Source organism: Halomonas sp. MCCC 1A13316, assembly GCF_014931605.1.
GTDB lineage: Bacteria > Pseudomonadota > Gammaproteobacteria > Pseudomonadales > Halomonadaceae > Halomonas.
This window is the reverse complement of the sequence record NZ_CP053382.1, coordinates 1,824,141-1,848,867: the sequence shown is the minus strand read 5'-3', so window position 1 is coordinate 1,848,867 and position 24,727 is coordinate 1,824,141. Positions and strand designations below refer to the sequence as shown.

General features: G+C 60.1%; 21 protein-coding genes. 6 read left to right on the top strand and 15 right to left on the bottom strand.

Annotated elements, in window-relative coordinates; translation table 11 throughout:
• Positions 1 to 60: 60 nt before the first annotated feature.
• From HNO52_RS08565 to HNO52_RS08530, 7 genes are all read right to left on the bottom strand, one after another.
• A complete protein-coding gene (locus HNO52_RS08565) occupies positions 61 to 2,646 on the bottom strand; it encodes an EAL domain-containing protein (RefSeq protein ID WP_197568719.1) in 2,586 nt (861 codons plus the stop codon).
• Positions 2,647 to 2,712: 66 nt separating this feature from the next.
• A complete protein-coding gene (locus HNO52_RS08560) occupies positions 2,713 to 5,511 on the bottom strand; it encodes a M64 family metallopeptidase (protein ID WP_197568718.1) in 2,799 nt (932 codons plus the stop codon).
• A gap of 104 nt (positions 5,512 to 5,615) precedes the next feature.
• Positions 5,616 to 5,861 (bottom strand): acyl carrier protein, encoded by a 246-nt coding sequence (locus HNO52_RS08555; RefSeq protein WP_197568717.1) that lies wholly within the window; start codon positions 5,859 to 5,861, stop codon positions 5,616 to 5,618.
• Positions 5,858 to 7,072 (bottom strand): dihydrolipoamide acetyltransferase family protein, encoded by a 1,215-nt coding sequence (locus HNO52_RS08550; protein WP_197568716.1) that lies wholly within the window; start codon positions 7,070 to 7,072, stop codon positions 5,858 to 5,860. Before HNO52_RS08550 ends, HNO52_RS08555 begins: the two co-directional genes overlap by 4 nt.
• Positions 7,069 to 9,078, bottom strand: a complete 2,010-nt coding sequence (gene pdhA, locus HNO52_RS21055) for a pyruvate dehydrogenase (acetyl-transferring) E1 component subunit alpha (protein WP_232090676.1) — start codon at positions 9,076 to 9,078, stop codon at positions 7,069 to 7,071. The genes HNO52_RS08550 and pdhA overlap by 4 nt, the downstream gene beginning before the upstream one ends.
• Entirely contained in the window at positions 9,075 to 10,793 is a 1,719-nt protein-coding gene (gene acsA, locus HNO52_RS08535; protein ID WP_197568715.1) for an acetate--CoA ligase, read from the bottom strand. Before acsA ends, pdhA begins: the two co-directional genes overlap by 4 nt.
• A 184-nt stretch (positions 10,794 to 10,977) precedes the next feature.
• Positions 10,978 to 11,538, bottom strand: coding sequence for a cytochrome c (locus HNO52_RS08530; protein WP_197568714.1), 561 nt, complete (start codon positions 11,536 to 11,538; stop codon positions 10,978 to 10,980).
• Positions 11,539 to 11,864: 326 nt separating this feature from the next.
• On the opposite strand from HNO52_RS08530, the gene HNO52_RS08525 reads away from it, so the two are divergent.
• Both HNO52_RS08525 and HNO52_RS08520 read left to right on the top strand, forming a co-directional pair.
• Entirely contained in the window at positions 11,865 to 13,196 is a 1,332-nt protein-coding gene (locus HNO52_RS08525) for a sulfite oxidase (RefSeq protein ID WP_197568713.1), read from the top strand.
• Positions 13,197 to 13,206: 10 nt separating this feature from the next.
• Complete coding sequence (locus HNO52_RS08520) at positions 13,207 to 13,587, top strand: hypothetical protein (protein WP_197568712.1); 381 nt, start codon at positions 13,207 to 13,209, stop codon at positions 13,585 to 13,587.
• A 71-nt stretch (positions 13,588 to 13,658) separates the two neighbouring features.
• Here HNO52_RS08520 and HNO52_RS08515 read toward each other — a convergent pair whose 3' ends face one another.
• The 7 genes from HNO52_RS08515 to HNO52_RS08485 all read right to left on the bottom strand — a co-directional run bounded on the left by HNO52_RS08515 (position 13,659) and on the right by HNO52_RS08485 (position 19,745).
• Positions 13,659 to 14,597 carry a GGDEF domain-containing protein gene (locus tag HNO52_RS08515; protein WP_197568711.1) on the bottom strand — a complete coding sequence of 313 codons (939 nt, stop codon included), beginning with the start codon at positions 14,595 to 14,597 and terminating at the stop codon, positions 13,659 to 13,661.
• 177 nt (positions 14,598 to 14,774) lie between these two features.
• On the bottom strand, positions 14,775 to 14,918 hold the full coding sequence (locus tag HNO52_RS08510; RefSeq protein WP_197568710.1) for a hypothetical protein: 144 nt from the start codon (positions 14,916 to 14,918) through the stop codon (positions 14,775 to 14,777).
• Positions 14,919 to 14,986: 68 nt separating this feature from the next.
• The gene (locus HNO52_RS08505) at positions 14,987 to 15,454 is read right to left on the bottom strand and encodes an ion channel (RefSeq protein WP_232090674.1); all 468 of its coding nucleotides are present in this window, start codon (positions 15,452 to 15,454) and stop codon (positions 14,987 to 14,989) included.
• Positions 15,455 to 15,834: 380 nt separating this feature from the next.
• The gene (locus HNO52_RS08500) at positions 15,835 to 16,281 is read right to left on the bottom strand and encodes a GNAT family N-acetyltransferase (protein WP_197568709.1); all 447 of its coding nucleotides are present in this window, start codon (positions 16,279 to 16,281) and stop codon (positions 15,835 to 15,837) included.
• Positions 16,282 to 16,371: 90 nt separating this feature from the next.
• The gene (locus HNO52_RS08495; protein ID WP_197568708.1) at positions 16,372 to 16,722 is read right to left on the bottom strand and encodes a DUF1622 domain-containing protein; all 351 of its coding nucleotides are present in this window, start codon (positions 16,720 to 16,722) and stop codon (positions 16,372 to 16,374) included.
• Between the two features lie 244 nt (positions 16,723 to 16,966).
• Complete coding sequence (locus HNO52_RS08490) at positions 16,967 to 17,443, bottom strand: LabA-like NYN domain-containing protein (protein WP_197568707.1); 477 nt, start codon at positions 17,441 to 17,443, stop codon at positions 16,967 to 16,969.
• Positions 17,444 to 17,552: 109 nt separating this feature from the next.
• Positions 17,553 to 19,745, bottom strand: a complete 2,193-nt coding sequence (locus HNO52_RS08485) for an OsmC domain/YcaO domain-containing protein (RefSeq protein ID WP_197568706.1) — start codon at positions 19,743 to 19,745, stop codon at positions 17,553 to 17,555.
• Positions 19,746 to 20,161: 416 nt separating this feature from the next.
• Between HNO52_RS08485 and HNO52_RS08480 the strand changes: the two genes are divergently transcribed.
• From HNO52_RS08480 to HNO52_RS08470, 3 genes are all read left to right on the top strand, one after another.
• The gene (locus tag HNO52_RS08480) at positions 20,162 to 20,587 is read left to right on the top strand and encodes a DCC1-like thiol-disulfide oxidoreductase family protein (RefSeq protein WP_197568705.1); all 426 of its coding nucleotides are present in this window, start codon (positions 20,162 to 20,164) and stop codon (positions 20,585 to 20,587) included.
• Between the two features lie 73 nt (positions 20,588 to 20,660).
• On the top strand, positions 20,661 to 21,347 hold the full coding sequence (locus HNO52_RS08475; RefSeq protein WP_197568704.1) for a type 1 glutamine amidotransferase domain-containing protein: 687 nt from the start codon (positions 20,661 to 20,663) through the stop codon (positions 21,345 to 21,347).
• 156 nt (positions 21,348 to 21,503) lie between these two features.
• Positions 21,504 to 22,097: a LysE family translocator gene (locus HNO52_RS08470; RefSeq protein ID WP_197568703.1), complete on the top strand. Its 594-nt coding sequence runs from the start codon at positions 21,504 to 21,506 to the stop codon at positions 22,095 to 22,097.
• Here the strand turns inward: HNO52_RS08470 and HNO52_RS08465 are convergent.
• Positions 22,083 to 22,916: an AraC family transcriptional regulator gene (locus tag HNO52_RS08465; protein ID WP_197568702.1), complete on the bottom strand. Its 834-nt coding sequence runs from the start codon at positions 22,914 to 22,916 to the stop codon at positions 22,083 to 22,085. The two genes, HNO52_RS08470 and HNO52_RS08465, sit on opposite strands and share 15 nt — an antisense overlap.
• Positions 22,917 to 23,157: 241 nt before the next feature.
• On the opposite strand from HNO52_RS08465, the gene HNO52_RS08460 reads away from it, so the two are divergent.
• Entirely contained in the window at positions 23,158 to 24,687 is a 1,530-nt protein-coding gene (locus HNO52_RS08460; protein ID WP_197568701.1) for a sensor domain-containing diguanylate cyclase, read from the top strand.
• Positions 24,688 to 24,727: the final 40 nt, after the last annotated feature.

Genomic DNA, 24,727 nt, shown 5'->3' with positions numbered 1-24,727 from the left:
GGAGTCACAAGGCGCTTATCGTGTGCAAGGGGTAGGGCTGAGCTTGGAAGGGAGACGATGCTATGCCCCTTGCAGGCGCCCCGCTAGACGCTCCAGCGCCTCGACCTCGGTGGGTCGCCCGAAGAGATAGCCCTGGTAGAGCCTGCAGCCAATGCCAGAGAGGAACTCCAGCTGCGCTGTCGTCTCCACCCCTTCGGCGATGACCTCCACTTCCAGCGATTTGCCAAGGCCTACGACGGAGCGCGCTATTGCCGCTGCCGCCGGGTCTTCGAGCACATCGCGTACAAAGGATTGATCAATCTTCAGCTGTGACAGCGGCAAGAGCTTGAGGTACGCCAGCGATGAGTAACCCGTACCGAAGTCATCCAGGGAAACGCAGATCCCGAGCCGGGAGAGCGTGGTGATCGTTTCCGCGGCTTCCTCGAGATCCTCGATCAGGACCGTCTCGGTCAGCTCCAGCTTGAGGCGGCTGCGCGGCGCGCCTGTTTCCTGGATGATCGTCAGCAGGTCGTCGACGAAGCCCACCGAGCGGAACTGCCGAGTACTGACATTGACCGCCAGCGTCAGGTGCGCCATGGAAGCGTCCTTTTCCCATTTGGCGAGTTGGTAGCACGCCGTGCTCAGCACCAAGCGCCCCAGGCCGAGAATCAATCCGCTGCTTTCGGCAACCGGAATGAACTCACCCGGGCTGATCTCGCCCTGTAGAGGATGATCCCAGCGTACCAACGCCTCGGCACCGATGACTCGCTGCTCTGCGTCGACTTGCGGTTGATAGACCAGGCGAAACTGCTCCTCGCTCAGGGCGGTGCGTAGATCCGCCTCCATCACGATGCGTGCGGCAACGGCAGCACGAACCTCGGCGTCGAAGAATCGAATCGTATTTCTTCCGGCCCTCTTGGCCTGGTACATCGCCAGTTCGGCTCGCTTGAGCAGCTCCTCCGCATCATCCTCGCCGCGTTCCTCTACCATGGCTACGCCGATGCTGCAGGTGCCGTGGTGGCGGAAGTCGCCCAGACGATAGGCCTCCTTCAGGATCGCCAGTATCCGCTGAGCAAGCCGTTCGGCCTCGATGCGGGCTTGATCGGGTTTCGAGGACAAGCCCTTCAGCAATATCGCGAATTCATCGCCTCCCAGGCGCGCCAGCTGCTCCTCACTCTGCATGAGAGTGCGGAGACGTTGCGCCACATCACGCAGCAAGTCGTCGCCCACCGCGTGCCCGTGAAGGTCGTTGAGGTCTTTGAAATCATCCAGGTCGATGTAGATCAACCCCTGGATCGACGTTTCGCTCGCGGTCGACAATGACTCGCTCATCTGTTTCATCAGTAGGCTACGATTGGGCAGCCCGGTGAGAGTATCGAAGTAGGCCAGCCGGTAGATGGCCTCCTCGTTGCGTTTGCGTTCGGAGATGTCGGTTGCGATGCCGCACAGGCCGTAGATGCGTCCACGGGTATCGCGAAGGGGTATTTTGACTGCCAGGTAAGTACGCTTCTCGGCGTTGTCGGCAGTAGTGTTGGTGTCTTCCGACGTGACCCGCTCGCCCGCCTCGATTACCCGACGGTCGCTGGCCTGCAGTTGCTCAGCCGTGGTCGCGTCGAAGAACGCCTCGTCCCCCTTACCGATGATGGCCTCGACCGGCCGTGCAAACAGCTCCTGTGTCTGCCGATTGGCGTAGACGTAACGCAGTGCCCTGTCCTTGATGAATATACAGGCGCCCACCGTGTCGAGAATGGTGGCCAGCTTGCGCTCGCTTTCCTGCAGGTGGCGGGTCTTGGTCGCCACCTCGCGCCGCAGCCAGGCAGCCGCGGCCAGGGCAAGCAGCATCAGCGCAATGACGCCGCCCAGCCCCCACCAGAACCCTACGGGCACCAGCGGCTGGCGCAGCGGCTTTTCCCAGCGACGCACGATGTCGTAATAAGGCGAAGTGTCGTCCTGGCGCCAATCGACCAGCCAGCGGTCGATGGCGGCGAGAAGGTCAGCGTGGCGACCCTTTGCCGTGGCGAAATACAGCTGCGCTGGGTCGAAGACGATCGGGGTCGCTTCGAGCCCGTATCTCGGCCCGTGCAGCAGGCCATAGCGATGATTGGCTATTGCGGCGTCCGCTTCATTTCGCGCCGTGAGCTCAAACACATGCGCGAGGTCGGCAACCGGAACAAGATGTACATCGACCCCGAAAGCATCTGCCATCTTGGCGAACGTCTCGTGCTGAACGGAATTACGCAGCACCGCAACCCGCTTTTCCTGTAGCTGAAACAGCGAGAGCAGCCCCGTGTCTTCCCGTACATAGACTTGTGACCAGCTGAGCAGTGCCGGCTGGCGGTGGAAATCGAGCGTACGCGCCCGTCTATCCGAATAGGCCACATCAGGGAGAAGGTCGAGCTCGCCGCGCTGAAGTGCCCGTAAACAGGCGTCCCACTCGCAGCGGACGAACTCGAGGGTCCAGCCTTCCCGCTCCGCCATCTCCCTCGTCAGGTCGACGAAGATGCCGGCGGCTTCACCCGATGCATCGGTAAAAACTTTGGGTTCGTTCTCGTAGATACCGATTCGCAACGGCTGCGCGGCGGCAGGCAGCCAGGCGCCTACGCACAGCAGAAAAAGCAGACAAGGCTCTGCGAGACGTCTACTTGCCGAGCGGAAAGCAACTTTCACCGAGCAGTTCCTTGTTGCAGGGCTTTTTCTTACCGTAATCGACAGTAACGTTGACGGCAATGTAAGTCATGGTCTGTGCGTCGCGGTGAGTATGCCCATGGGTAATATTTGAGGTGAGACAGCTTCTGACCATTGCGATGCGTTATCGTGTTCATCAACGGCACGAACGCGCCACTTGACAGCTTGTCCAGCCGGAATCGACACGACCCCTTGCACTCGAAGCGTTGACATCCCGTCGGGCTTGATCAGCACCGTATTGATGAGGTTTTGACCAGTAAATGCCTCACTCGATGAGACCACCTCGAATTCGAACCGCACTGCATCGCCGTTTACGTCATATGAAGAGGCTGCCAAGTCGACCAGTTTTTCCACATGCCCGGGAAACGGTTGTGGAATCCCTTCACTTGGAATTCCACGTGGCAGCGTGTGCGGCGGCCTCGGCAGTTCCGGCGCACCGCCAGGCGACACTGGGGGTTGCCCCGGGTACCCGCCGGGAGGAAATGACAATCCATGTGCACCAGCGGCTCCGCCGAGTGGTAAATGTATACCTCTGGTGCGCGACAAAGACGAAGCGTGGCCAGAAGATGCAGCATGCGCGACGTCACGAGCTCGAAGCCACGGCGTGACGCCACCTGAGAGTCCGACTACTTCGAATCGAGGGCTTATCGCGAGGTCGAAAGGCTCGACTGGCGGAGACTCAGGCTGTTTTGGATAAGGAAGAATAGTGAAATGTCCTTTCTGCCCGCCTAACGACATCTCCTCGAACTTTGTCGCATTGCTTGAAGGAGGTAAAATGGTTCGGACGCTCCATTTGTATTCACCATGAGGCAGTCCACCCGGCACATAAGTGTGCTCGGTCCCATAAGCCGCATGATCCGTCTTGATCAGTGTGGTCGTTCCCCCCGGCCCCGCCAGTACGAACTCGGTCTTGGTGGGCAGAGTCCACCCTTTAACGCCGCCTGCCCTAGCGTTTAGCATGAGCCCAAGGGAGAGATCCCCGGTCGCCGGATCCAGCTTCGGCTCGACGATGGCGCCTACGGCGACACTCTGACCCAGATCGAAAGGTGGTTCTAACTTCAACTTCTTGACATTATCGAACGAGAAGGTGACGACTTGCTTGATTTTTTTGAGGTCTTTAGACAATGCGGAAGTTGGCCCACTGCTGATTTCTAAAGTTGCGAGTGTTCCCGGACGCCCGTACACGACATTCGGTGGTGAGGTGGTGTCGTAGGAGCCATCCGCGTGTCGGCCAAATAGCTGAGTCTTGTACTCCGGCAAGGCAGCGCGTTTGACCTTGATCTCCACGATGGTGGGCACAGGGTCTGACGCGTCAGTCAATTCCAAAACATCAAGTGGGAGCTTGACCGGAACCTCTCCAATGCCTAGGCGAGCAGGTAAAATTATCTCCTCGGTCAGCTTTTCCCAAGGCGACAGATAGGTCATTTCAACCACTACCGGCGCCGTGACCTGGAGATTTTTATAGCCCAGGTAGCGGAGAATACCTTCCGTAAGGGTCTCTGTGCAGACCGGGCAGAATGCAATATCCTTCTTACTCTCCTTCATCTTGCAGTTGGCACTAGGCCGAAGAACTCCGGTGTCAAACTCATATCCGCCAACGTTACCCGTCGACACTGGCGGGGACAGTGTGTAGCTGGGCGCCGACAGCCATTTTGACCATTTGATGCCTGCTGTCGATGCATTCTTGGAAACGTTGGGCGCCACTGGTTCCGGGCCTTGGTAAGTCTGTGCTATGCCACTGTATTCATCGGCCAGCCTGCCTAACGAGGTGTGCCCCAGTTCGTGGATCAGAGTGCGAGCCATCTCGTCATAGGCCCCCGTACTGGACGGTGAAGACAACTCTTTGATGGGCAATAGAATAAGACCACCCCATGCACTTGCGCGAGCCAGCTTAACCTCGGAATCTCGCTGCAGTATCACAATGAGAGGGGGCTTAGCCAATCCTTTCTGTTTCGGATATTCACTGCCCAGTTTGTCTTCTATAAGCAGCCCTACCTCCGCAAGCCGTGCAAGATTCACCAAAGCAGTGACCGTGCCTCCACCAGGCCTGTTTGCAGATCCCATCAGTCGCCCTGTTTTAGCTGTTCCCGATTGAGTGAGTGGCAGCTTCCAGGTCCGCAAGACCGATTCATGGGCCACGAAAAGAGCGCTGCTCGGGTCGCCAGATACTTTCGTCAGCTTTTTCGTCGCAACATCTACTGCAGCGTGAAATTCGTTGATATTCGAAGCATTATAATTGTCTGCAATAAACAATATATCGATCCAGTCAACACTGTCAGCACCGGAAATATTGCCTCCAAACGACCCATGGACTAGATCCAGTGTTACACCGGTGGGTTCGAGTTCCACCGAACGGTCGTAAAGTACGTTCTTTAGTTGCGACAGTTGCTTGATTATTTGGTTTTCCTGGTCGCTTCCCAGAACTTCATCGATGATCTCAAAGGGTACGGTGGCAAGCGGCCCCAGCAGAACCCACGCCCACCACGGGGTGTCGACATCTACATCCACATCCGAATGCCAAATGGCACCGTTTGCATCCACCTCAGCCCATAGTCTTGCGAGTGCCGAGGCTGTAATACTGTTGTTGAGGTCGAGGTGGAACTCGAAGTACTGGTTATCGAAAGCAGCGGGCGCTGGCAGTTTGATCTCGAGCCGACCCCCTGACAGGTGATCCACCTTCGGCTTGATGTATACCACCAGCCGCGTAACATTATCCAAGCTGGCTATCGAAGGCAGTTGGCGTGCGATTTCATGGACGGCCCGATCACCTATCAAAGGATGAGCGCTTGCCCAAATGTTTGAAAATAATCGATCCAAATATTCGGCGTGCTTCTGTATATTTTGCATTGATGTCCACCTCAGGGTTCAGGAAAAAGTGCAATACTTGCTTCCTTATTTCGATCTTCCTTCCCCCTTCTGGCATGCGATGCCAGTCAGCTGTTGACAAGCATTTACTCGATTCGCGGCTCCAGGTAGTCCAGCAGTTCTTGCAGAGTGTGCATTCCGGCGTAGTCGCTCTCGGGGATGTTTACCCCCAAGCGCTGATGTACGGCACTCAGCAGATTGAGCGCGTCCATGGAATCGAGATCGTATTCGTCACGCAGCCGGGCGCGGTCATCGAATTGGTCGATATCGATATCCGGCGCAATGGCGGAAAGCTCGTCGAGCACGATGGCACGCAATTCTTCTCTGTTCACAGCGCCTCCGGGTGTTGCAGTTGAGCATCGATTTCGTTGAGGAAGAGTGCGCCGAGGTGGCCATCGCAGACACGATGATCGGCGGCCAGGCTGACATCCACCGCCGGGCGAATCGCCAGCATGTTGCCCACCGCCAGCGGACGCCTGCGTACGGAACCGAAGCCGATCATCGCTACCTGAGGCGGATGGATGACACCGTACACGGTATCCACACCTCGCTCCCCCAACGCCGTGACGGTGGCCGTGGCACTACTGAGCTCAGAGGCGCGTAGTCCCCCGCTGCGGGCGCGCTGCACCAGGTCCTGCAAGCGGCTCATCAGTGCCGGTAGCTCATGCGCTTCGGTATCACGCAACGCCGGTGCGATAAGCCCCCCGCCCCGCAGGTGGATGGCCATGCCGAGGTGGACACGCTCGGCTGGGTGGAAGCCTTGTTCGTCGTAATGACCGTTGAGATCCGAGTAGCGCGACAACGCCCGGGCGGTCGCTTTCATGAACAGCGCAGCCATCAGCAGACGGGCCTCGGGCGGCTGTTCGCGGTTGTACTCCGCAAGCCAGTGGTCGGCAGCATGCAAGTCGAGCGTAGTGGCGAGGTAGTAATGGGGTATCTCGCGTTTGGAGCGACTCATGGACGCGGCAATGGCCTGGCGCATCTCGTCGCGGTCGAAGCCACCGCCGCGACGATGCTCGGGCCAGGGCTTGTCACCGGGGGCCTGGGCAAGATCACGCAACACGATGGCTCCGCCGGGACCGCTGCCGTTGATTCTGCCAAGCTCCACGCCAAGTTCGCGCGCCCGTCGCCTCGCGGCAGGTGAGGCCGCTACCCTGCCGCTTTCCGGCTCAGGAACTAATGACGAAGGCAATTCCGGAAATGAAGAGGACTGCGCGGCTGGCCTCGTGGATGTCGCTTCCGCCATGACGTGTCCAGGCTCGGCGGCTGTCTCCGGTACGGAGCCGGGGCGCTTGGCAGCCACTCGTTCGCCGTTACCGATGCGAGCCAGGGGAGTACCCACCGGCACCATGGTATCCGGCTTTACATAGCACTCCTCGACCACGCCGCTCTCGAACACCTCCACATCGATAGCTCCCTTGGCAGTCTCCACCACGGCGATGACCTGCCCCTTCTCCACCCGCTCGCCCGGCGACACCAACCATTCGGCCAGAGTGCCCGCCTCCATGTCGGCCCCCATCGACGGCATCAGGAAATCGCTCACGGTGTCGCCCCAATGGCCTTGCGTGCTGCGGCCAGGATGTTCGCCACCTGCGGCAGCGCGGCGTTTTCCAGATGCCTCGGATAGGGGATGGGGATTTCGTCGGTGCAGACCCGCTCGATGGGCGCATCCAACGCCCAGAAGGCTTGTTCGGCGAGGATCGCAGAGATTTCGCCGGCCAGGCTGCCGGTTTTCCAGCCCTCATCGACGATCACGGCGCGATGGGTGCGGCTGACGGACTCGATCAACGTCGCCGTGTCCAGCGGGCGCAGCACGCGCAGGTCCACCACCTCGGCCTCGATGCCCTCCTCGGCCAAGGCCTCGGCTGCCTCCAGGGTCTTGGGCAGGCTGCCTCCGTAGGTGATCAGGCTGAGATCACGACCCGCTCGGCGGATGGCGGCACGCTCGATGTCCACGCCCTGTGGGCAGGGCTCCAGCCGCCCTTCACGGTTATAGAGCATTACGTGCTCGAAGATCAGCACCGGGTTGGGATCCTGCAGTGCCGCCCATAGCATGTAGCGAGCATCCTCCAGACAGCCGGGGGCCAGCACCTTGAGACCCGGTACATGGGCGTACCAATTTTCCAGGCTGTGGGAGTGCTGGGCGGCCACCTGGCGGCCGGCTCCCGTGGCCATGCGGATCACCAGCGGTACATTGAACTCGCCGCCGGACATGTGCAGCAGGGTGGCCGCGGCGTTGACGATCTGATCCATGGCCAGCAGGCTGAAGTTGACCGTCATGATCTCGACGATAGGCCGCGCCCCGCCGAGCGCCGCGCCGATGCCGGCACCGGTGAAGCCATTTTCCGACAGTGGCGTGTCGCGGATGCGCTCGGGCCCGAAGCGCTCGAGCAGGCCGCGGCTGACTGCATAGCAGCCGCCGTAATGCCCGATGTCCTCGCCCATAAGGAAAGCACGTTCGTCGTGCTCCAGTGCCTCGATCAGGCCAAGCCGGAAAGCCTCGCGATAGCTCAGTTCCACAGGCTCAGGCTCGACAGCAGGCGGCGCTATCGGTGCGGCGCTCGCTTGCCGATAGACATGTTCGAATCGGCTGGCCTCAGGCTCCCACTCCGCTGCTTCGGCGTAGGCCACGGCCTGTTCCACTTCCGCAGCGATCTCGCCCTCAAGCGCCTCGAGTTCACCCTCGTGCAATATTCCCGATTGCTGCATCCACTGGGACAGGCGCAGTATGGGATCGCGTTTCCTCCACTCCTCCACCTCGGCCTTGTCGCGATAAAGTTCAGGATCGAACATCGAGTGGGCGCGAAAACGGTAGGTGCGACACTCGAGGAAGCGCGGCCCTTCGCCGGCACGGATTGATTCCAGCAGCCGGGCACTGGCGGCCTCCACCCGGGCGATATCCATCCCATCGACGCATTCTGCAGGCACGCCCAGCGCCTCGGCCTTGCGGTGAATCTCCGTCTGGGCATGGGAGTAACGCAGCGCCGTACCCATGGCGTACAGGTTGTTCTCGCAGACGAATAGCACCGGCAGCTGCCACAGCGCTGCCAGGTTGAGCCCCTCATGGAAGGTGCCTTCCGCAGCAGCGCCGTCGCCGAAGAAGCAGACGGTGACCCGGCTGCGCCCGGCGAGCTTGTCCGCCAGGGCCAGGCCCACGGCCAACGGCAGGCCACCGCCGACGATGGCGTTGCCACCGAAGAAGCGAGCAGCGGCGTCGAACAGGTGCATCGAGCCTCCTCGCCCCCTGCTGCAGCCGGCCTGCTTGCCGTACATTTCGGCCATCACCCGATCCATGGGGATGCGGTTGAGTAGCGCGTGGCCATGTTCACGATAGGTGCATACCACCGCATCGTCGGGTCGGAGCCCGTACATCACCCCGGTGCCCACGGCCTCCTCGCCGATATAGACATGCAGGAAGCCGCGGATCTTTTCCTGCGTGTAGAGCTCCACGCAACGCTCCTCGAAACGGCGGATGCGCAGCATCTGGCGCAGCAGGTCGAGCAGATGCGACCGGGACAGCCGCGGTTTATCGATCGAAGGCGTACTCATTCTCGGACTCCTTCCAGAGTTGAAGTATCGCCTTCCGGCAGACCCAACTCCCGGGCCCGTAGCAGGCGTCGCATGATCTTGCCGCTGCGCGTGCTGGGCAGGATATCGCGGAACTCGACTTGGCGGGGGGCCACGGCCGGCCCGAGACGCTTGCGCGCCAGGCCCAGGATTTCCTTACGCAGCGCCTCGCCGGGTTCATGGCCGGGCTTGAGCGACACGAAAGCTTTGACCGTCTCGCCTGCAACCTCGTCAGGGATGCCGATCACCCCTGCCTCGGCCACAGCCGGGTGTTCCATCAATACGCTCTCCACCTCGAAGGGGCCGATCAGGTGCCCCGAGGATTTGATCACGTCGTCGGCACGACCGATGAACCAGAAGTAGCCATCCGCATCGCGGCGGGCCAGGTCGCCGGTGAGGTACCAGGCGCCGGTAAAGCACTGGCGGTAACGTGCCTCTTCGTGAAGATAGCCGCGAAACATCGAGGGCCAAGGAGTCTTGAGGACCAGCTCGCCGGTCTCGTCCGGGTCGTCGATCAATTCGATGCCGGCGCTGGTATGACGTGCCACACCGGCCTCGATACCGGGTACGGGGCGCCCCATGGAGCCAGGCTTGATCGGCATGCTGGCGAAGTTGGCGATCATGATCCCGCCGGTCTCCGTCTGCCACCAGTTGTCGTGGAAGGGCAGCCCCAGCGTTGCCCTACCCCAATACACCGCTTCCGGGTTCAGCGGCTCGCCCACGCTGGCGAGGAAGCGCAAATGCGATAGATCGTAGCGACGTGCCAGCTCCGACCCGAGCTTCATCAACATGCGGATGGCCGTGGGCGCGGTGTACCAGACCGCTACCTTCTGGTCCTGGAGGATGCGGTACCAGCGCTCGGCATCGAATTCCTCTTCGTCCACCACCAGAGTCACGCCATTTGTGAGCGGGGCAATGATGCCGTAGGAGGTGCCGGTGACCCAGCCAGGGTCGGCGGTGCACCAGTAGATGTCGCCCGGATGCAGGTCCAGGGCGTAATGGCCTGTGATGTGATGGGCCACAACTGCCTCGTGGACGTGGATCGCGCCCTTGGGTTTCCCTGTCGTACCGCTGGTGAAGTGCAGCAGCGCCGGGGCTTCCGGGTCCATGGGTCGGGTCGTGTATTCCGGCGACTGGTCTCGAAGGGCACGGTCGACATCCAGGGTTCCTTGCGGTGCCGCCCCCACCCCGCCGATCAGTAGAACATGTTTCACTGAGGGCATCTTGTGGATCCAGTCGACGAGCTTGCGATGATAGAGACGCTCGGTGGTGACGATGGCCACCGGCGCGCCGATCTCCACCCGTGAACGAATCGGCTCCGGCCCAAAGGCGGAAAACAATGGCGTGAAGACGCTACCGTGTTTCAGCGTGCCCAGGGCAGCTGCGTAGAGGTCGGGGGTGCGATGGGCCAGGCAATAGACGCCGTCGCCAGGCTGTAGCCCCAGCATGGCCAGCATATTGGCGAAGCGGTTGGCCCGTGCCGCGAGTTCGCGATAGCTGATATCGACGGGGTCGCCCTCGCGGGGCAAAAAGCGGATCGCCGTCTGGTTTGCTGTGGGAGTATCGAGGTGACGGTCGAGAGCCGCATGGGCAACGTTGATCCCACCGGGCATTCCGTTGAGTTGTGCCCGGGCATCGCTCCAGTTAAACGACGCCCGTGCAGCAGCATAATCAGGCAGGGTCGGGGACAGGCTCATCGGCCACCTCCTCGGAACGCCGCGTCTCAAGGCGCGGGCGATATCGCTAAAGCGTAGTGCGAATTTCCGAAGAGCCCCCTTGATGAGCGTCAAGAATTCGCAGCTTCGTGGCAGACGGTATTATGCGCACCGACCGTACTGGACCTGGCGGCTTCGATGTGCAGGGCTGCCATGCATCCGTCGGTCAATCTTGCGTTTCTTGTTCTTCAGCTACCGGCTTCCCCCAATCGGTAGGGATATCGACGCCTTCCAGCCCTTCAAAGCGATCGGTCACATAGGCGCTATGGCACGCCACGCAGGACTCGGTCATGCGTGCGTAGGTCTCCAACTGCCGAGTACTGTCTTCAGCGCGACCGGCCTCGGCTAGCATTGCCGCAAGTTCATGCAGGTAGGCATCCATGCTGAGAAATTGCTGCGGTACGGCCGACCTCAAGGCGTGACGGTCTTCATCGGTCAATGATTGGTCCAGAATGAAGCTGTCATGGATCGACTGGCCTTTCTCCGCGACCTCGGCGTGTCGGCCCTTCAGCATGGCGCTGTAGATTTCCTGCATCGCTTGCTCGATCTGGAGCATCTCTTCTTTGAGAAGCCCCTGCAGCCTGGGCGTCAGGTCAGGCCTGATGGGCTCCGCTGCCTGGATGGCGGTGCTGAGCCCAAGCCCCACGATCATGCCAATGACAATGGTGACGGAGCATCCGTATCGGCAGCAAAGACGCTGCAAACGTGCTGATATGAGCGAAGCCATGATTCGCCTCCTGTCGTTAATATGCGAAGTATCAAAGAATGGATTAGTCTCTTGGCATCAGTCCCGTATCAAGATAGCCATGGAGCTTGGCAGCGCACACTTCGATCAGACGATGTTTGATTGGGATCATTAAAATCCCACTCATCTGATTTCCTCGTACTACCGTAGAAGGCCACGGATTTAAGCGTTGGGCACCCGCTTATGGCTGCGATTCCCTGCTAATCTGGAATAACGAAAGACGGGGAGTGAAGGAGCACCCCCCTACAATGACAAAACCGGCTCGGCGCCCAAGGAGACCTGCGCCACGGCCTGCTTGGAGCTGCGCCATGACGAAAGTTCCCCCCAATAACCGAACCCGCGGTATCCACGAACTCTACGCGGAGGATCCCGAAACGGCTGATCGCCTGCTGTGGGGCCGCGAAGTCGATCCACTGACCCGCCGCGGATTCCTGAAGCGCTCCAGCCTGCTGGCCATGGCAGCCGCCTTGGGCGGTTCCATCCCCTTCGCCGACCGCATGCCCGGCGGGCTCATCCCTGCCGCTCTGGCGCAAAGCGACGAGCCCTTCACCCTCGAAGGCAAGGAGGGCCTGACCGTCCTCAATGATCGACCCATCAACGCCGAAACTCCTGCCCACCTGCTCGACGACGACATCACCCCGGCGAAGCACATGTTCGTGCGCAACAATGGCATACCACCGGAGTTGGAGAGTATCGATGCCGACACTTGGGAGCTGGAGATTGCCGGCGAGTCCTGCGAGAACCCGCAGACTTTCTCCATCGCCGATCTCAAGGAGCGCTTCGAGCATCACACCCTGCAGTTGCAGGTTGAATGCGGCGGCAACGGGCGCAGCGAGTACGTACCTTCGGCTAGCGGCAACCAGTGGACCACCGGCGCAGTGGCCTGCCCGACCTTTACCGGCGTACGCCTGCGCGACGTACTGGAAACCTGCGGAATCAAGGAAGACGCCGTCTACATCGGCTACTACGGCGCCGACCGCCATGCCAGTGGCGATCCCAACAAGGAGGCAATTTCGCGCGGTGTGCCCATGGAGAAAGCATTAGAGGACGAGTCGCTGATCGCCTGGGCCATGAATGACGAGGACATTCCCTATCTGAATGGCCACCCCCTGCGGGTCGTCTGCGCCGGCTGGCCAGGGTCCGTTTCCGGCAAGTGGCTAAAGCGAATCGTGATCCGCAACCAAAAGCACGACGGTGCCAAGATGGCGGCCCCCTCCTACAGCGTGCCCGAGTACCCTGTGGCACCGGGCAGTGTCGTGCCCGACGAGGATTTCGTCACCATTGAGTCGATGCCGGTGAAGTCGTTGGTAACCTATCCGCGCTCGGGTATTGACCATTCCTTGGGGGAATCGCTGACGGTCCGCGGCCATGCCTGGGCCGGCGACCTGGCGGTGGAGACAGTACACGTCTCTATCGATTTTGGGGCTACTTGGCAAGAAGCCGACCTGCAACCGCCACCCAATCGCCTGGCCTGGCAGCGCTGGACAACCGCGGTGGGATTCCCGGAGCCTGGGTACTACGAGGTCTGGGCCAAGGCCACTGATACGGAGGGAAAATCCCAGCCCATGGTAGTGCCGGGCTGGAATCCCAAGGGCTACCTCAACAATGCCTGTCACCGCATTGCGGTACAGGTGACCTAAGGAGGTAGCCATGAAGCGTTCACACGCATTCGCCATGTCAACGCTGGGCATGGCCCTGATGTGCCTTCCTCTTGGGGCAGCAGCGCAGGAAACGGACCCGGATACCGGCCTGGTCAAGGCAAGTGGCTGGGAGACGGTTCGCAACAACTGCACCGCCTGCCATTCGGCCAACCTGGTGACCCAGAACAGCGGCACTCGAAACCACTGGGAGAACTTGATTCGCTGGATGCAGGAAACCCAAGGGCTCTGGGAGTTCGAAGCCGAGACGGAGGAGACTATCCTCGGTTATCTGGCCGAACACTACGGACCCAAGGAGGACACTCGACGCCCGGCGTTACCCCGCATGCTAATGCCGGATAATCCGTATCCTACGGTCGCAGATACCGACTGACCCCAGCAAGGCCCCTCGCGAGGGGCCTATATTTAGACACTTCTGCCGGGCAGCAGCTGCCCCTATAGTTTTCACTCCGCGACGATACGGTTCCGCCCTTCCTGCTTGGCACGATAGAGATGCCGGTCCGCCTTTTCGATCAGCGAGGCCTGGCCGCCACCGTCCGCCGGATTTGCAGTTGCGACTCCCATGCTGACGGTGACAAGGTGAGAGACGTCGGAAGCGCGATGCGGGATGGCCGCGTCACTGATGGCTGCACGACAGCGCTCCGCTACATGCTGCGCGGCTTCGAGGTCCGTCTCCGGCAAGACGAGCACGAATTCTTCTCCCCCGAAGCGCGCCAGCAAGTCGCGCGGCCTCAAGATCGACGCAGCGAGAAACTGCGCGATACGGCGCAGGCAGTCGTCGCCGGCAAGGTGGCCGTAGTGGTCGTTGTACTGCTTGAAGCAGTCGATATCCAAAATGATGAACCACAGTGGCTTGTCGCTGCGCCAGGCACTCGCCCACTCTGTCTCCAGCACGGAGTCGAGCAGGCGGCGGTTGGCGATGCCGGTGAGGCCATCCTGGTACGAGAGCTCCTCTAGCTCCCGTTGCAGCCGCAGCAGCTTCTCTTCGTTCTCCTTGCGCTCGCTGATATCGAACATGAAGCCGATCAGCGCTTCCACTTCACCCGCGCCGTTGCGCACCACATGTACGACATCGCGAATCCACACGTAGGTGCCGTCGGCCTTCAGCGCGCGGTAGTCCGCTTCGTGATCGACCCCCGCCTTGGACTGCTCCACGCAGAAATTGACGACCCGATCACGGTCGTCCGGATGCATGCGCTCTATCCAGTCGTCGATGCCGACCCAGCTGTGCGGCGACCAACCCAGCAGGCTCTCGATCTGAGGCCCGATATAGGCGAAGCGCAGCGTTTCCCAGTCGATCTTCCAGGGAATGGCCTTGGTAGACTCCAGCAGCGTTTTATAAACGGCGGTGTCTACGTTCAGCTCTACGACAAATTCATTCATGGATTCATGGCCTCCGCAAACGTGTTATGCGCGTCCATGCATGAACTAACTTTCACGACTCTGACACAGCGCAGCCAGGAAACAGAACGAAAAAAAGACTATTGGGCTCATACGCGAGTATGGGCCTGCCTGATGCGTGCCTTGATCCGACTGAGCGCTGCCCCGCTTTCCACGAAACTAGACGAAGGGATGCGCAACGCCGGCCCGAAAAACGGTATCGCCGGGCAGTAACGTCTTGCGCCGCAGCGAAGGTTCGACGAGATGCCACTCGGGAAGTGAGCAGCCGGCCAACTGCTCGAGAATGTGCTTCGCTGTGATCAAGAGATCCCCATGCGCATTAACCTGGGCGCTTCATCTTCACGCCGCCCAAGCGATACGTCGGCTTTTCGCTACCCTTGCTCGTCCCTTCCCAAGGTTCGCGCCATGATCAAATAGCCGAAAGAGGCCGACCACGTGATCATCATGAAGCCCACCAAGGCCTCCGTGCCGGCGAGAAAGCGGATATGCCCTGTGGCGGCCAAGTCTCCCCAGCCCACCGTGGTATAGGTGGCGGCGGAAAAGTAAACGCTATCCAGCAGGCTCACCGAAGGGTAACCGGTGATCTCCCCAAAGCCATCGTGGTTCAAGAGCCACCAGAAGGCTGCCCCGAACGCCCATATCTCGACCACATGAGCAAATATCAGTACGAACATGACGCTCAGTATGATCGGTCTGTTGCGACCTTCATCGGGAAACTTTCGCTGTCGCCTGTCACTCCAGCGGCTCAACAGCTGTATGACCTCGTAATGGAAGACCACCACGATACCGACCACCGCCGTCGTCACCAATACCATCACCCACTCAGGAACGATAAACAACAACGGTAGCCACCTTGAATCAAGTCGTTAAATGCATTTGCGCCTAGGTGCCAATGCCACAGCGATCGTCGGCTTGAAGGATCCGTTCGCTGGCGTTTGGCCTACGGTTAGCCTGCCGCGTTCGCGGGCCGTTGGGAAGGGTTGATGTTTCGAGTCGCGGGCGTTGTCATGAGCTGGGCACTGATTCTTTTAACAACAGCATCCAATCTCCCGCGTGCCGGGCATTCATGACAACACCAGTATGGCTCAGTCAGCCGCCGCGAAATGCGCCCATTGGTCGGCGTGCGCCTTCACGAAGGCCGGTCGGGCCGTGGCACATGGGCCTCTCTCTGGCCTCCCTCTCCTTACGTCCGATCGCGGTGTGTAATCTCTAGTGAAACTTAGCTGCTGATGGTCTCGGAGGGTTGTTCATGAGTCGCTTCGCTAGGACCTTCCCGCGTAAGAACCATCGTTTTCCCTCTGAAGAGCTTGAAACCGCTTCGGGAATAGAACGGTACCAGGTCATCCCCTGCGTTAAGAAATATCACCTCTACGTTGATAAGCTGCTTCAGCAGCGAGTCGACAAGCATCTGACCCAGCCCTGCGCCACGTGAATATGCATCGATCACGATGTCATCGAGGTGGGCTCGGTACACCCCGTCGGTGAGGGCCCTTCCAAACTCCATCAGCTTGCCTTTCTGGCGAATGCAGACAAAGACATTAAGGCACTCAATCATTCTGGCGATGTCTTCGAGGGTGCGGTCCGCCGCCCAGTTCGTCTGCCGAAACAGAGCGTGCAGTTCGGCTGCAGCGGGCTTGTTTGTCGTTGTAATTTGAAATTCGCTCATGCAAAGTCTCTTATTGCTTTGTTCGGGTTAGGTTACCTTGGTGGCTCGGCTGGGCCTCTTAGTAGACGGATCCAAAGAGCGTCGAACCAGCTACTCCTTTTTCTGCCAAGGCCAGCGACCGGACAGCTCAACTTCCAGCGTGAAGCTGAGGAAGGTACGGATCAGGACAATGATAGCCAGGATTCCCACCGTTTCGAAGGTCAGCTCCACCGCCACAGTATGAATGATGTCTGCCGCCACGAGGAATTCCAAGCCAAGCAGAATGCCCCGCCCGAGACGCTGGCGAACTTGGGTATATATCTCTTCAGTTTTATGGTTTTTCAACAGAAAGAGCGGTACAAATACCAACGCATGGAGTGCTACCCCAACGATAATCAGGATGCCGGTGATCTCCGTGATGGTCACACCCCACTCTGCAACCGTTTTTACAATTTCTGGCATGTTGCCTCCTGCATGTAATACCTTTCCTTTAGTGGATAGGCTTGCTCTGTTATCGACTCAACGCTGTGTTGCGCTAAAGCCCCAACATGCATGAACGCCTGTCGATGTAACAATGCCATTGACTAACGTAGCAGATCGAGCGGAGACAGGGAGCGCAGCGGGCCAAAGGCAGGCCACTCAACGTTACGGTTCAGGCACAGAAAGGAAACGATGCATGAGCGACAACTCAATAGGGAAAGCTATTTCATATCAAGAGAAGCTCTTTCCCGACTGGCTTGAACTCACTAGCCGCTCTCATTAGCGAAGCAGCGGTGAACTGAGGTACGCCATAGACCTCGACCTTTTTCCCATGTACTTTACGAATCTTATTTACCAGCAGGTCAAAATCGCCATCTCCCGTTACCAGTACGATGACGTCTGCTTTCTCGGCGTATTCGATGGCATCGAGAGTGATACCTACATCCCAATCGCCTTTCGCGGAGCCGTCCGATCTTTGGATATAGGGTTTCAGCTTCACCTCGAACCCGATGGCCCTGAGAATATTCTGGAACTCTCGCTGCTTCTGGTCACCCCTGTCTATGGCGTAGGCAAAGGCCTTGACGACCTCTCTTCCCGTTGTGGCTTTCGCCCAGAATTTGTTGTAGTCGAAATTGCGCCCGTACGCTTCCCTGACGGTGTAGTAGACATTCTGGACATCAACGAATATCGCAACTTTTTCCATCTCATGTACTCTTGTTGTAGGAATGAGGTATTACCAACCACAACGCCCCGAGCCAGTTACTTCATGGCCCGGGGCGCTTCCGTGTTGCCGAAGGTGGCGGCAATGCGGCTTACAACGCCACTCCTGCCCTCGCGGCACGGTGGGCGTGCAGCTTCTTGTAGCTCTCTATCAATCGCTGGTGCTTCTCCAGACCTTCGAGCTGCATGTTGGTCGGAGTCAGGCCGTGGAAGCGCATCTCGCCGCTCACCGAGCCGACAACGGCCGCCATGGTCTGCTCGCCGAACATGCGCGTGAGATTGACGATAAAGTCGTCGAGCTCCAACTCGTCGTCGAGCACGATCTCAAGCACCGCGGCCACGGCCTGGTAGAACAAGCCACGCTCCACGGTGTTGTCGTTGTACTGCTGGAACATCTCGACCCGCTCCAGTGCCTCCTCATGCTGCTGCAGGGCTAGGTTGATCAGCAGCTTCAGCTCGAGGATGGTGAGCTGCCCCCATACGGTGTTCTCGTCGAACTCGATACCGATCAGGGTGATGATGTCCATGTGATCGTCGAGCTGGCTCTCCTCCAGGCGCTCCAGCAGGTCGGCCAGTTGACCGTCGTTCAGGGCGTGGAGGTTGAGGATGTCCTCGCGGTAATCCAGGGCCATGTTGGTGTTGTCCCAGACCAGGTCGTCCACCGGGTAGACCTCGGAGTAGCCCGGCACCAGGATGCGGCACACCGGCGCACCCAGGTCCTCGTGCACGGCCACGTAAACTTCCTTGCCCATCTCCTCGAGGATGCCGAACAGCGTCGCCGCTTCTTCTTCATTGCTGCCGGAGAAATCCCAGTCACTGAACTCGTCGTCGCTCTTCGCGCTGAAGAAGCGCCACGAAACAAGCCCCGAGGAGTCGATGAAGTGCTCGACGAAGTTGTTCGGCTCGGCAACAGCCTGGGAATTGAAGGTCGGCGGCAGGAAGTCGTTCAAGCCCTCGAAGCTGCGACCCTGCAGCAGCTCGGTGAGGCTGCGTTCCAGCGCCACCTCGAAGCTGGGGTGGGCGCCGAAGGAGGCGAACACGCCACCGGTGCGCGGGTTCATCAGGGTCACGCACATCACCGGGAACTGGCCGCCCAGGGAGGCATCCTTGACCAGCACTGGGTAGCCCTGGGCCTCCAGCGCCTGGACGCCTTCGAGAATGGCCGGGTAGCGCCCGAGGACATGCATTGGGACGTCCGGCAGCGCCAGCTCCTGCTCGAGGATTTCTCGCTTCACGGCCCGCTCGAAAATCTCCGAGAGGCACTGCACCTGCGCTTCCTGCAGCGTGTTGCCGGCACTCATGCCGTTGCTGAGGTAGAGGTTCTCGATCAGGTTGGAGGGGAAGTAGACCGTCTCGCCGTCCGACTGACGTACGAAGGGCAAGGCAACGATGCCGCGCTCCGTCTTGCCGGAATTGGTGTCGATCAAGTTCGAGCCGGCAAGCTCGCCCTCCGGGTCGTAGATCTCGCGGGTGTACGCGTCGAGGATACCTTCGGGCAGTTCGTCGTTGGGCCCGGGCTTGAACCACTCCTCGTTGGGGTAATGAACGAAGGCGCTGTTGGCGATCTCTTCACCGAAGAACTGGTCGTTATAGAAGAAGTTGCAGCTCAGGCGCTCGATGAATTCGCCCAGCGCCGAGCACAGCGCGCTCTCCTTGGTGGCACCCTTGCCGTTGGTGAAGCACATCGGCGAGGCGGCGTCGCGAATGTGCAGCGACCACACGTGGGGAACGATGTTGCGCCAGGAGGCGATCTCGATCTTCATGCCCAGCTCCGCGAGGATGCCCGACATGTTGGCGATGGTCTGCTCCAGCGGCAGGTCCTTGCCCTCGATCCAGGTGTAGGCCTCCTCGTCGGGCTTGGCCATCAATAGCGCCTGGGCGTCCTCGTCGAGATTCTCTACCGTCTCGATCTGGAAGTCCGGCCCGGTCTGCACCACCTTCTTGACCGTGCAGCGGTCGATGGAGCGCAGGATGCCTTCGCGGTCCTTCTCGGAAATGTCTTCCGGCAGCTCGACCTGGATCTTGAAGATCTGGTTGTAGCGGTTCTCGGGGTCGACAATGTTGTTCTGCGAGAGCCGGATGTTCTCGGTAGGGATGTCGCGCGCCTTGCAGTACACCCGCACGAAGTAGGCCGCACACAGCGCGGAGGATGCCAGGAAGTAGTCGAAGGGGCTTGGCGCCGAGCCGTCGCCCTTGTAGCGAATGGGCTGATCGGTGATGACGGTGAAATCGTCAAACTTGGCTTCAAGCCTGAGGTTTTCGAGAAAATTGACTTTGATTTCCATGACGGGCTACCGATGGGGAAGTGTTGCTGGCGCAGGCCGAGGCGCGCAGTCTATCACACGGACCAGGCCCTTTCGGCAACCGGTAGCACAACAAGGAAGCCTGGAGGAATATGAGACGAATCGGAAGGGTAGCGATGAGAGAGGATCGGCTGAGGCCAAACAAGAATCTACCCGGTAAAGTTGTTACCGGGTAGTTCCCTGCGTACTTGTGTCTTTTTCATCAGAACCGTCTCAGCGGCTTTCTTTACGCAATTTAACGTTGAGTAACGTTGAAAGCAACATAGACAAAGGGCTAAGGACTATGGCCGCCCTGGTACTGCCTGATAGAACGTTACGAACCACCAAGTCCGGAGCACTTCCACCACCTGCTAGAATCGAGTATCGAGAAGCATTTATCTCCAGACTCAGGATAGCTAATGTCGGCACCGAGAAATTCCCGCCTGCACGAGCCATCGAGTCGTCGGCTTCGCCTGGTTTACGACGGCGAGTGCCCTATGTGCCGTCGTTACGTACGTTGGCAGCGCATCCGCGAGGAGGTCGGCGAACTCGAGCTGATCGACGCCAGGCAGGAGAGCGAAGCGCGTCGAGAGCTCACCGCCATGGACGTCGACCTGGACCAGGGCTTCGCCCTGCAGGTCGGCGAGCGCTGGTACCACGGCAGCGAAGCCCTGCATCGGCTCAGCCTGCTGGGCACCCGCAGCGGCGTGTTCAATCGACTGATGTATCGGCTGTTTGCGAGCCCCGGTCGCACCGCGCGGCTCTATCCTCTGCTCAAGAAGTGCCGGAGCGCGCTGTTGAAAACGCTGGGTAAGGGCCCCATCGACAATCTAGATCGCAAGTGAGCCGGATTTTCGATTACGGCTGCTCCGCTATCTTGTAGGTTGGACACAGCCAACCACCACGACAGGAGTCCCCATGAGTTCACGCATTCTGATGGTACTTACCTCGCACGATCGTCTCGGCGATACCGGCGAGCCCACCGGCTTCTGGCTGGAGGAGCTGGCAGCGCCCTACTACGCCTGCCTGGATGCCGGCGCCGAGGTAGTACTGGCCTCGCCAAAGGGCGGCAAGCCGCCACTGGACCCGAAGAGCGATGCAGAGGAGAGCCAGACCGAGGCGACCCGCCGCTTCCAGCAGGACGACGAGGCCGAGCGAGCCCTGGCCAATACCCGGCGTTTGAGCGAAGTCAGTGCCGACGACTTCGATGCCGTCTTCTACCCTGGCGGCCACGGTCCGCTCTGGGATCTGGTGGAGGACAAGGATTCTATCCGCCTCATCGAAACCTTCTGGGCGCAGCAAAAACCGGTGGCCGCCGTTTGCCACGCTCCTATCGCCTTGATCCATGCCCGAGATGCCAGTGGCGAGCCCATCATTCGCGGTCGCCAGGTAACAGGTTTCACCAACGAAGAGGAAGAGGCCGTGGGCCTCACCGAGGTCGTGCCGCACCTGGTGGAAGACGCACTGAAAGAAGGCGGTGCCCACTACTCCAAGGCCGACGTCTTCACGCCCTACACCCGTCAGGATGGCCTGCTGATCACCGGCCAGAACCCACCCTCCTCCGAGCCGACGGCTCGGCTGCTGCTGAAGGCGCTGGGTAAGTAGACGATCCCCCGCGAGGCAACTGCTACCGGCCCGCTTCGGCCGGTAGCCTTCCTTTCACAATACCTGTCCGCCCCCTAATTCACCTCAATTTCCTTCAATACCGCCTCCCTGTCGCTGCGGCACGCTTGGTTCATTGCTACCCAGGAGAATGACGCGATGAGCCTTACACTGATTCTGCCAATGTCGGCATTTGCCCTTGCCGCTTCGATCTCGCCGGGGCCGGTGAACCTGGTGTGCCTGAGCAGCGGCACGCGCTATCCCCTCTCCCAGGGGCTGGTGTTCGTGACCGGGGCCACGCTGGGTTTCGTGGTGCTATTTTTTGCCGTAGGGCTGGGGCTCTACTCGCTGCTGACGGTCATACCGGGACTGGATCAGGCGCTGCGCTGGGCGGGGGTGGCTTTCTTGCTCTATATGAGCGTGCGTCTGTTTCGCGACAACGGCCGCCTGCCGGAAGGCGAAGCCCAGCGTGCGCCGGGATTCATGGCCGGTGCGCTGATGCAGTGGCTAAACCCCAAGGCGTGGCTGGCGTCGGCCTCGGGCATCGGCGCCTACACCAGCGGCAGTGACCTGCAGCAGGTGTTGCTGTTCGCCGCGCTCTATCTGCCTATCTGCTGGCTGTCGCTGGGCAGTTGGGTCTATGCCGGTGCCTTTCTGCGTCGCTACCTTCATCGGCCTGCCGTGCTGGTGGTGGTCAACCGCACGCTGGCGGTGCTGCTTGCCGGTAGCTGTGTCTATCTACTGCTCGAGTGACGGTTGGCGATACTGGTTCGGCGTGGCGGCTACCAGGCGCTTGAAGGTGCGCTGAAAGTGGGGTTGGTCGGCGAAACCGGCGTTCAATGCCGCTTCGGCGATTGGCGTGCCGCCTTTCAGTTCGCGCTGGCCCTGTTGGATGCGACGATTGATCAGGTAGGCATGAGGAGTGAAGCCGAAATGACGCTTGAAGGCACGAATCAGATGGCCGGGGCTGTAGCCGGAGCGCTCGCACAGGTCGTCCAGCGAGATTTCCTCCGTTGCGTGCGCGTCCAGGTAGGCAGCAAGCTGCCGCAGGTTCGCCGGGGCCAGTGGCAATGGCTGCACTGGCTGGCCGGCCATTTCGTGTATCAAAGCGGAGAGGTATTCGACCACGACCGTTTGCCTGTCGAGCAGGTCGCGGGCCGGATCGAGCAGACAGGCCGCCATATCGCAGTAGCCTTCATACCATTTGGGCGCGCGAATCACGGCGGTGGTGAAATCCTGCCAACGTGGCGACGCCAACAATCCGGCCTGATAGCGTAGCTCGCTCAGCCAATCGGTATCGACGTAGAGCATCAGGTAGGCCCAGGGCCGGTCGTCGATGGCGCTGCAGGCATGCATCCAGTCGGGATTCATCATCACCAGGGTGCCGGCATGCACGTGGTAACGTTCCTCCCGATAGCGAAATGTACTCTCCCCCGCGGTAATAGCGCCCAGTGACCAATGCGTATGGCTGTGCGGTGCGTAGCAGACCCTTCGGCCGTCATCGACCTTGCGCAACTCCACGTGAGGCATGCGCGGGTCGCGCCAGAACAGGGGCTTGGTGACATCCGACATGGTGGGGTTCCGAGGGAAATCGAACTCCCAAGATAGCGCTCGCCGGGCGGCGCTGCCACCTGCTTGTCGCGGCAGTATGGCGACCAGGCACAGGTTGCCGACCTGTGCGGCAATGAGTCATGTTGATGCCAGCCATTCCCGCCAGTGTTAGGCTACTGGCAAGAGCGTTTTAAACGGCTCATAACTCTAACGAATCGATGTCGTCCTGCCTGCAGCGAGCGGGCAGACGGCCTAGGCGGGCATGCTAGATATCAAATCGCTTTCAACTCGGGCACGGTCCCTTCTCAAGCCCCCCCATCGTCTCGCTCTGGCGACACTGGCCCCACGCGCCTTCGCCTTTTGCCATACCTTCGGAACCACGCTATGGATTGCCTGGGAGGAAGGCAGCGGCTGGTCGCTGATCCTGCCGGCGCTACTCCTGCTGCTATGGCCAGCCGTCGCGTACGGCCACGCTGCCGTGGCTCACGACTCAAAGCGCGCCGAATTCAGGAATCTCTATTTCGACAGCCTTTTGTTCGGTGCCTGGTGCAGTGTGCTCGATTTCTATGTGCTGGCCACCGTCACGATCAGCCTTGCCTGCTTCATGAACAACATGGTCATCGGCGGCCCACGTCGAATGGCGGCCTCCATGGCGCTGTTTGCCGGCGGCGCACTGGGCTGGAGCGCCTTGACCGGGTTCGGTTTCAGGCCGTACGTCAGCACCGGGCTGGATATCTACCAAGGTGCCGGTGCAGTGATATATTTCCTGGCGATCGCCCACGTGATGTACGGGCAGAACCGCAAGATCGGCCGCAATATCGTCGAGATCAAGTTCCAGAATCGGGTCTTTCATGCACTGCTCCAGCTTGGCGTCGTGGCCAATCGTGCCTCGAACATCCATACCCTACTGGACGATTCGCTGAAGCATCTGCATGCAGATTTCCCCGAGTACGGGTTTGCCGTGTTCCTGCAGGAGCGGCAACGCCCTGAAGTGACGCGCTATGCGGCTGTCGCCGGACTTCGACTCGGCGCGGAGGATGAGCGCCGCCTCGGCAGCCTGTTGGCGACGCTTCATGAACGACAGGAGAATACGGTCAAGCTGCGCGACACCACTGTCGGCGAGCAACTGTACGCCACGCCCATGGCAGGACGACTCAGCATTTACGATGGGTGGCTGATCGTGCGAGCGCCCAAGCTGGACGGTGCGCTGGAACGCATGCTGACTCTGTTCGCCGATCAATTGGCGGCAGCCACCGAAAACAAGCTGCTCCACTTGGAGCTGAAGAAGACGGCGGAACGCGATGGCCTGACCGAGCTCTACAATCGTGGCTTCTTCGAATCGGCGCTGCAATGGAGCATTCAGGCCAAGGCACAGCCACCGGGTCTGGATTTCGCCGTCTTGATGATGGATGTCGACGGACTCAAGAAGATCAACGACCAATATGGCCACGTAGCGGGCGACCAGTTGATCACCGCCGTTGCCGAGCGCTTGAAGATGAAGTGCCGCGAAGATGACGTCCTCGCACGTTATGGCGGTGACGAATTCGTCATCTTGTTCCCTTCCGCGGACCTGGCGGCACCCAATCGCCTTGTTGCACTGATCAGGGCCCACCTGGAGGGCCAGCGGTGCATCGTCACCTCCACGCACGGCGAGAACGTAGAGGTGCAGCTTCGCTTGAGCATGGGCACAGCCAGTTCCACCGAAGTGCCCGCCCAGGATGTGCTGACTCTGGCTGACAATCGCATGTACGACGACAAGACCCAGCGCCGCAGTGCAAGAGCCCTCGGCTGACAATGTCGCTGTAGACATGATGTTGCGCGGGGTATGCCCT

What these genes read in the sequence shown, in the direction of transcription:
- HNO52_RS08560 (WP_197568718.1), bottom strand. Translation starts at nt 5,511, where the DNA reads ATGCAAAATATACAGAAGCACGCCGAATATTTGGATCGATTATTTTCA.
- pdhA (WP_232090676.1), bottom strand. Translation starts at nt 9,078, where the DNA reads ATGAGTACGCCTTCGATCGATAAACCGCGGCTGTCCCGGTCGCATCTG.
- acsA (WP_197568715.1), bottom strand. Translation starts at nt 10,793, where the DNA reads ATGAGCCTGTCCCCGACCCTGCCTGATTATGCTGCTGCACGGGCGTCG.
- HNO52_RS08530 (WP_197568714.1), bottom strand. Translation starts at nt 11,538, where the DNA reads ATGGCTTCGCTCATATCAGCACGTTTGCAGCGTCTTTGCTGCCGATAC.
- HNO52_RS08525 (WP_197568713.1), top strand. Translation starts at nt 11,865, where the DNA reads ATGACGAAAGTTCCCCCCAATAACCGAACCCGCGGTATCCACGAACTC.
- HNO52_RS08520 (WP_197568712.1), top strand. Translation starts at nt 13,207, where the DNA reads ATGAAGCGTTCACACGCATTCGCCATGTCAACGCTGGGCATGGCCCTG.
- HNO52_RS08515 (WP_197568711.1), bottom strand. Translation starts at nt 14,597, where the DNA reads ATGAATGAATTTGTCGTAGAGCTGAACGTAGACACCGCCGTTTATAAA.
- HNO52_RS08500 (WP_197568709.1), bottom strand. Translation starts at nt 16,281, where the DNA reads ATGAGCGAATTTCAAATTACAACGACAAACAAGCCCGCTGCAGCCGAA.
- HNO52_RS08495 (WP_197568708.1), bottom strand. Translation starts at nt 16,722, where the DNA reads ATGCCAGAAATTGTAAAAACGGTTGCAGAGTGGGGTGTGACCATCACG.
- HNO52_RS08490 (WP_197568707.1), bottom strand. Translation starts at nt 17,443, where the DNA reads ATGGAAAAAGTTGCGATATTCGTTGATGTCCAGAATGTCTACTACACC.
- HNO52_RS08485 (WP_197568706.1), bottom strand. Translation starts at nt 19,745, where the DNA reads ATGGAAATCAAAGTCAATTTTCTCGAAAACCTCAGGCTTGAAGCCAAG.
- HNO52_RS08480 (WP_197568705.1), top strand. Translation starts at nt 20,162, where the DNA reads ATGTCGGCACCGAGAAATTCCCGCCTGCACGAGCCATCGAGTCGTCGG.
- HNO52_RS08475 (WP_197568704.1), top strand. Translation starts at nt 20,661, where the DNA reads ATGAGTTCACGCATTCTGATGGTACTTACCTCGCACGATCGTCTCGGC.
- HNO52_RS08470 (WP_197568703.1), top strand. Translation starts at nt 21,504, where the DNA reads ATGAGCCTTACACTGATTCTGCCAATGTCGGCATTTGCCCTTGCCGCT.
- HNO52_RS08465 (WP_197568702.1), bottom strand. Translation starts at nt 22,916, where the DNA reads ATGTCGGATGTCACCAAGCCCCTGTTCTGGCGCGACCCGCGCATGCCT.
- HNO52_RS08460 (WP_197568701.1), top strand. Translation starts at nt 23,158, where the DNA reads ATGCTAGATATCAAATCGCTTTCAACTCGGGCACGGTCCCTTCTCAAG.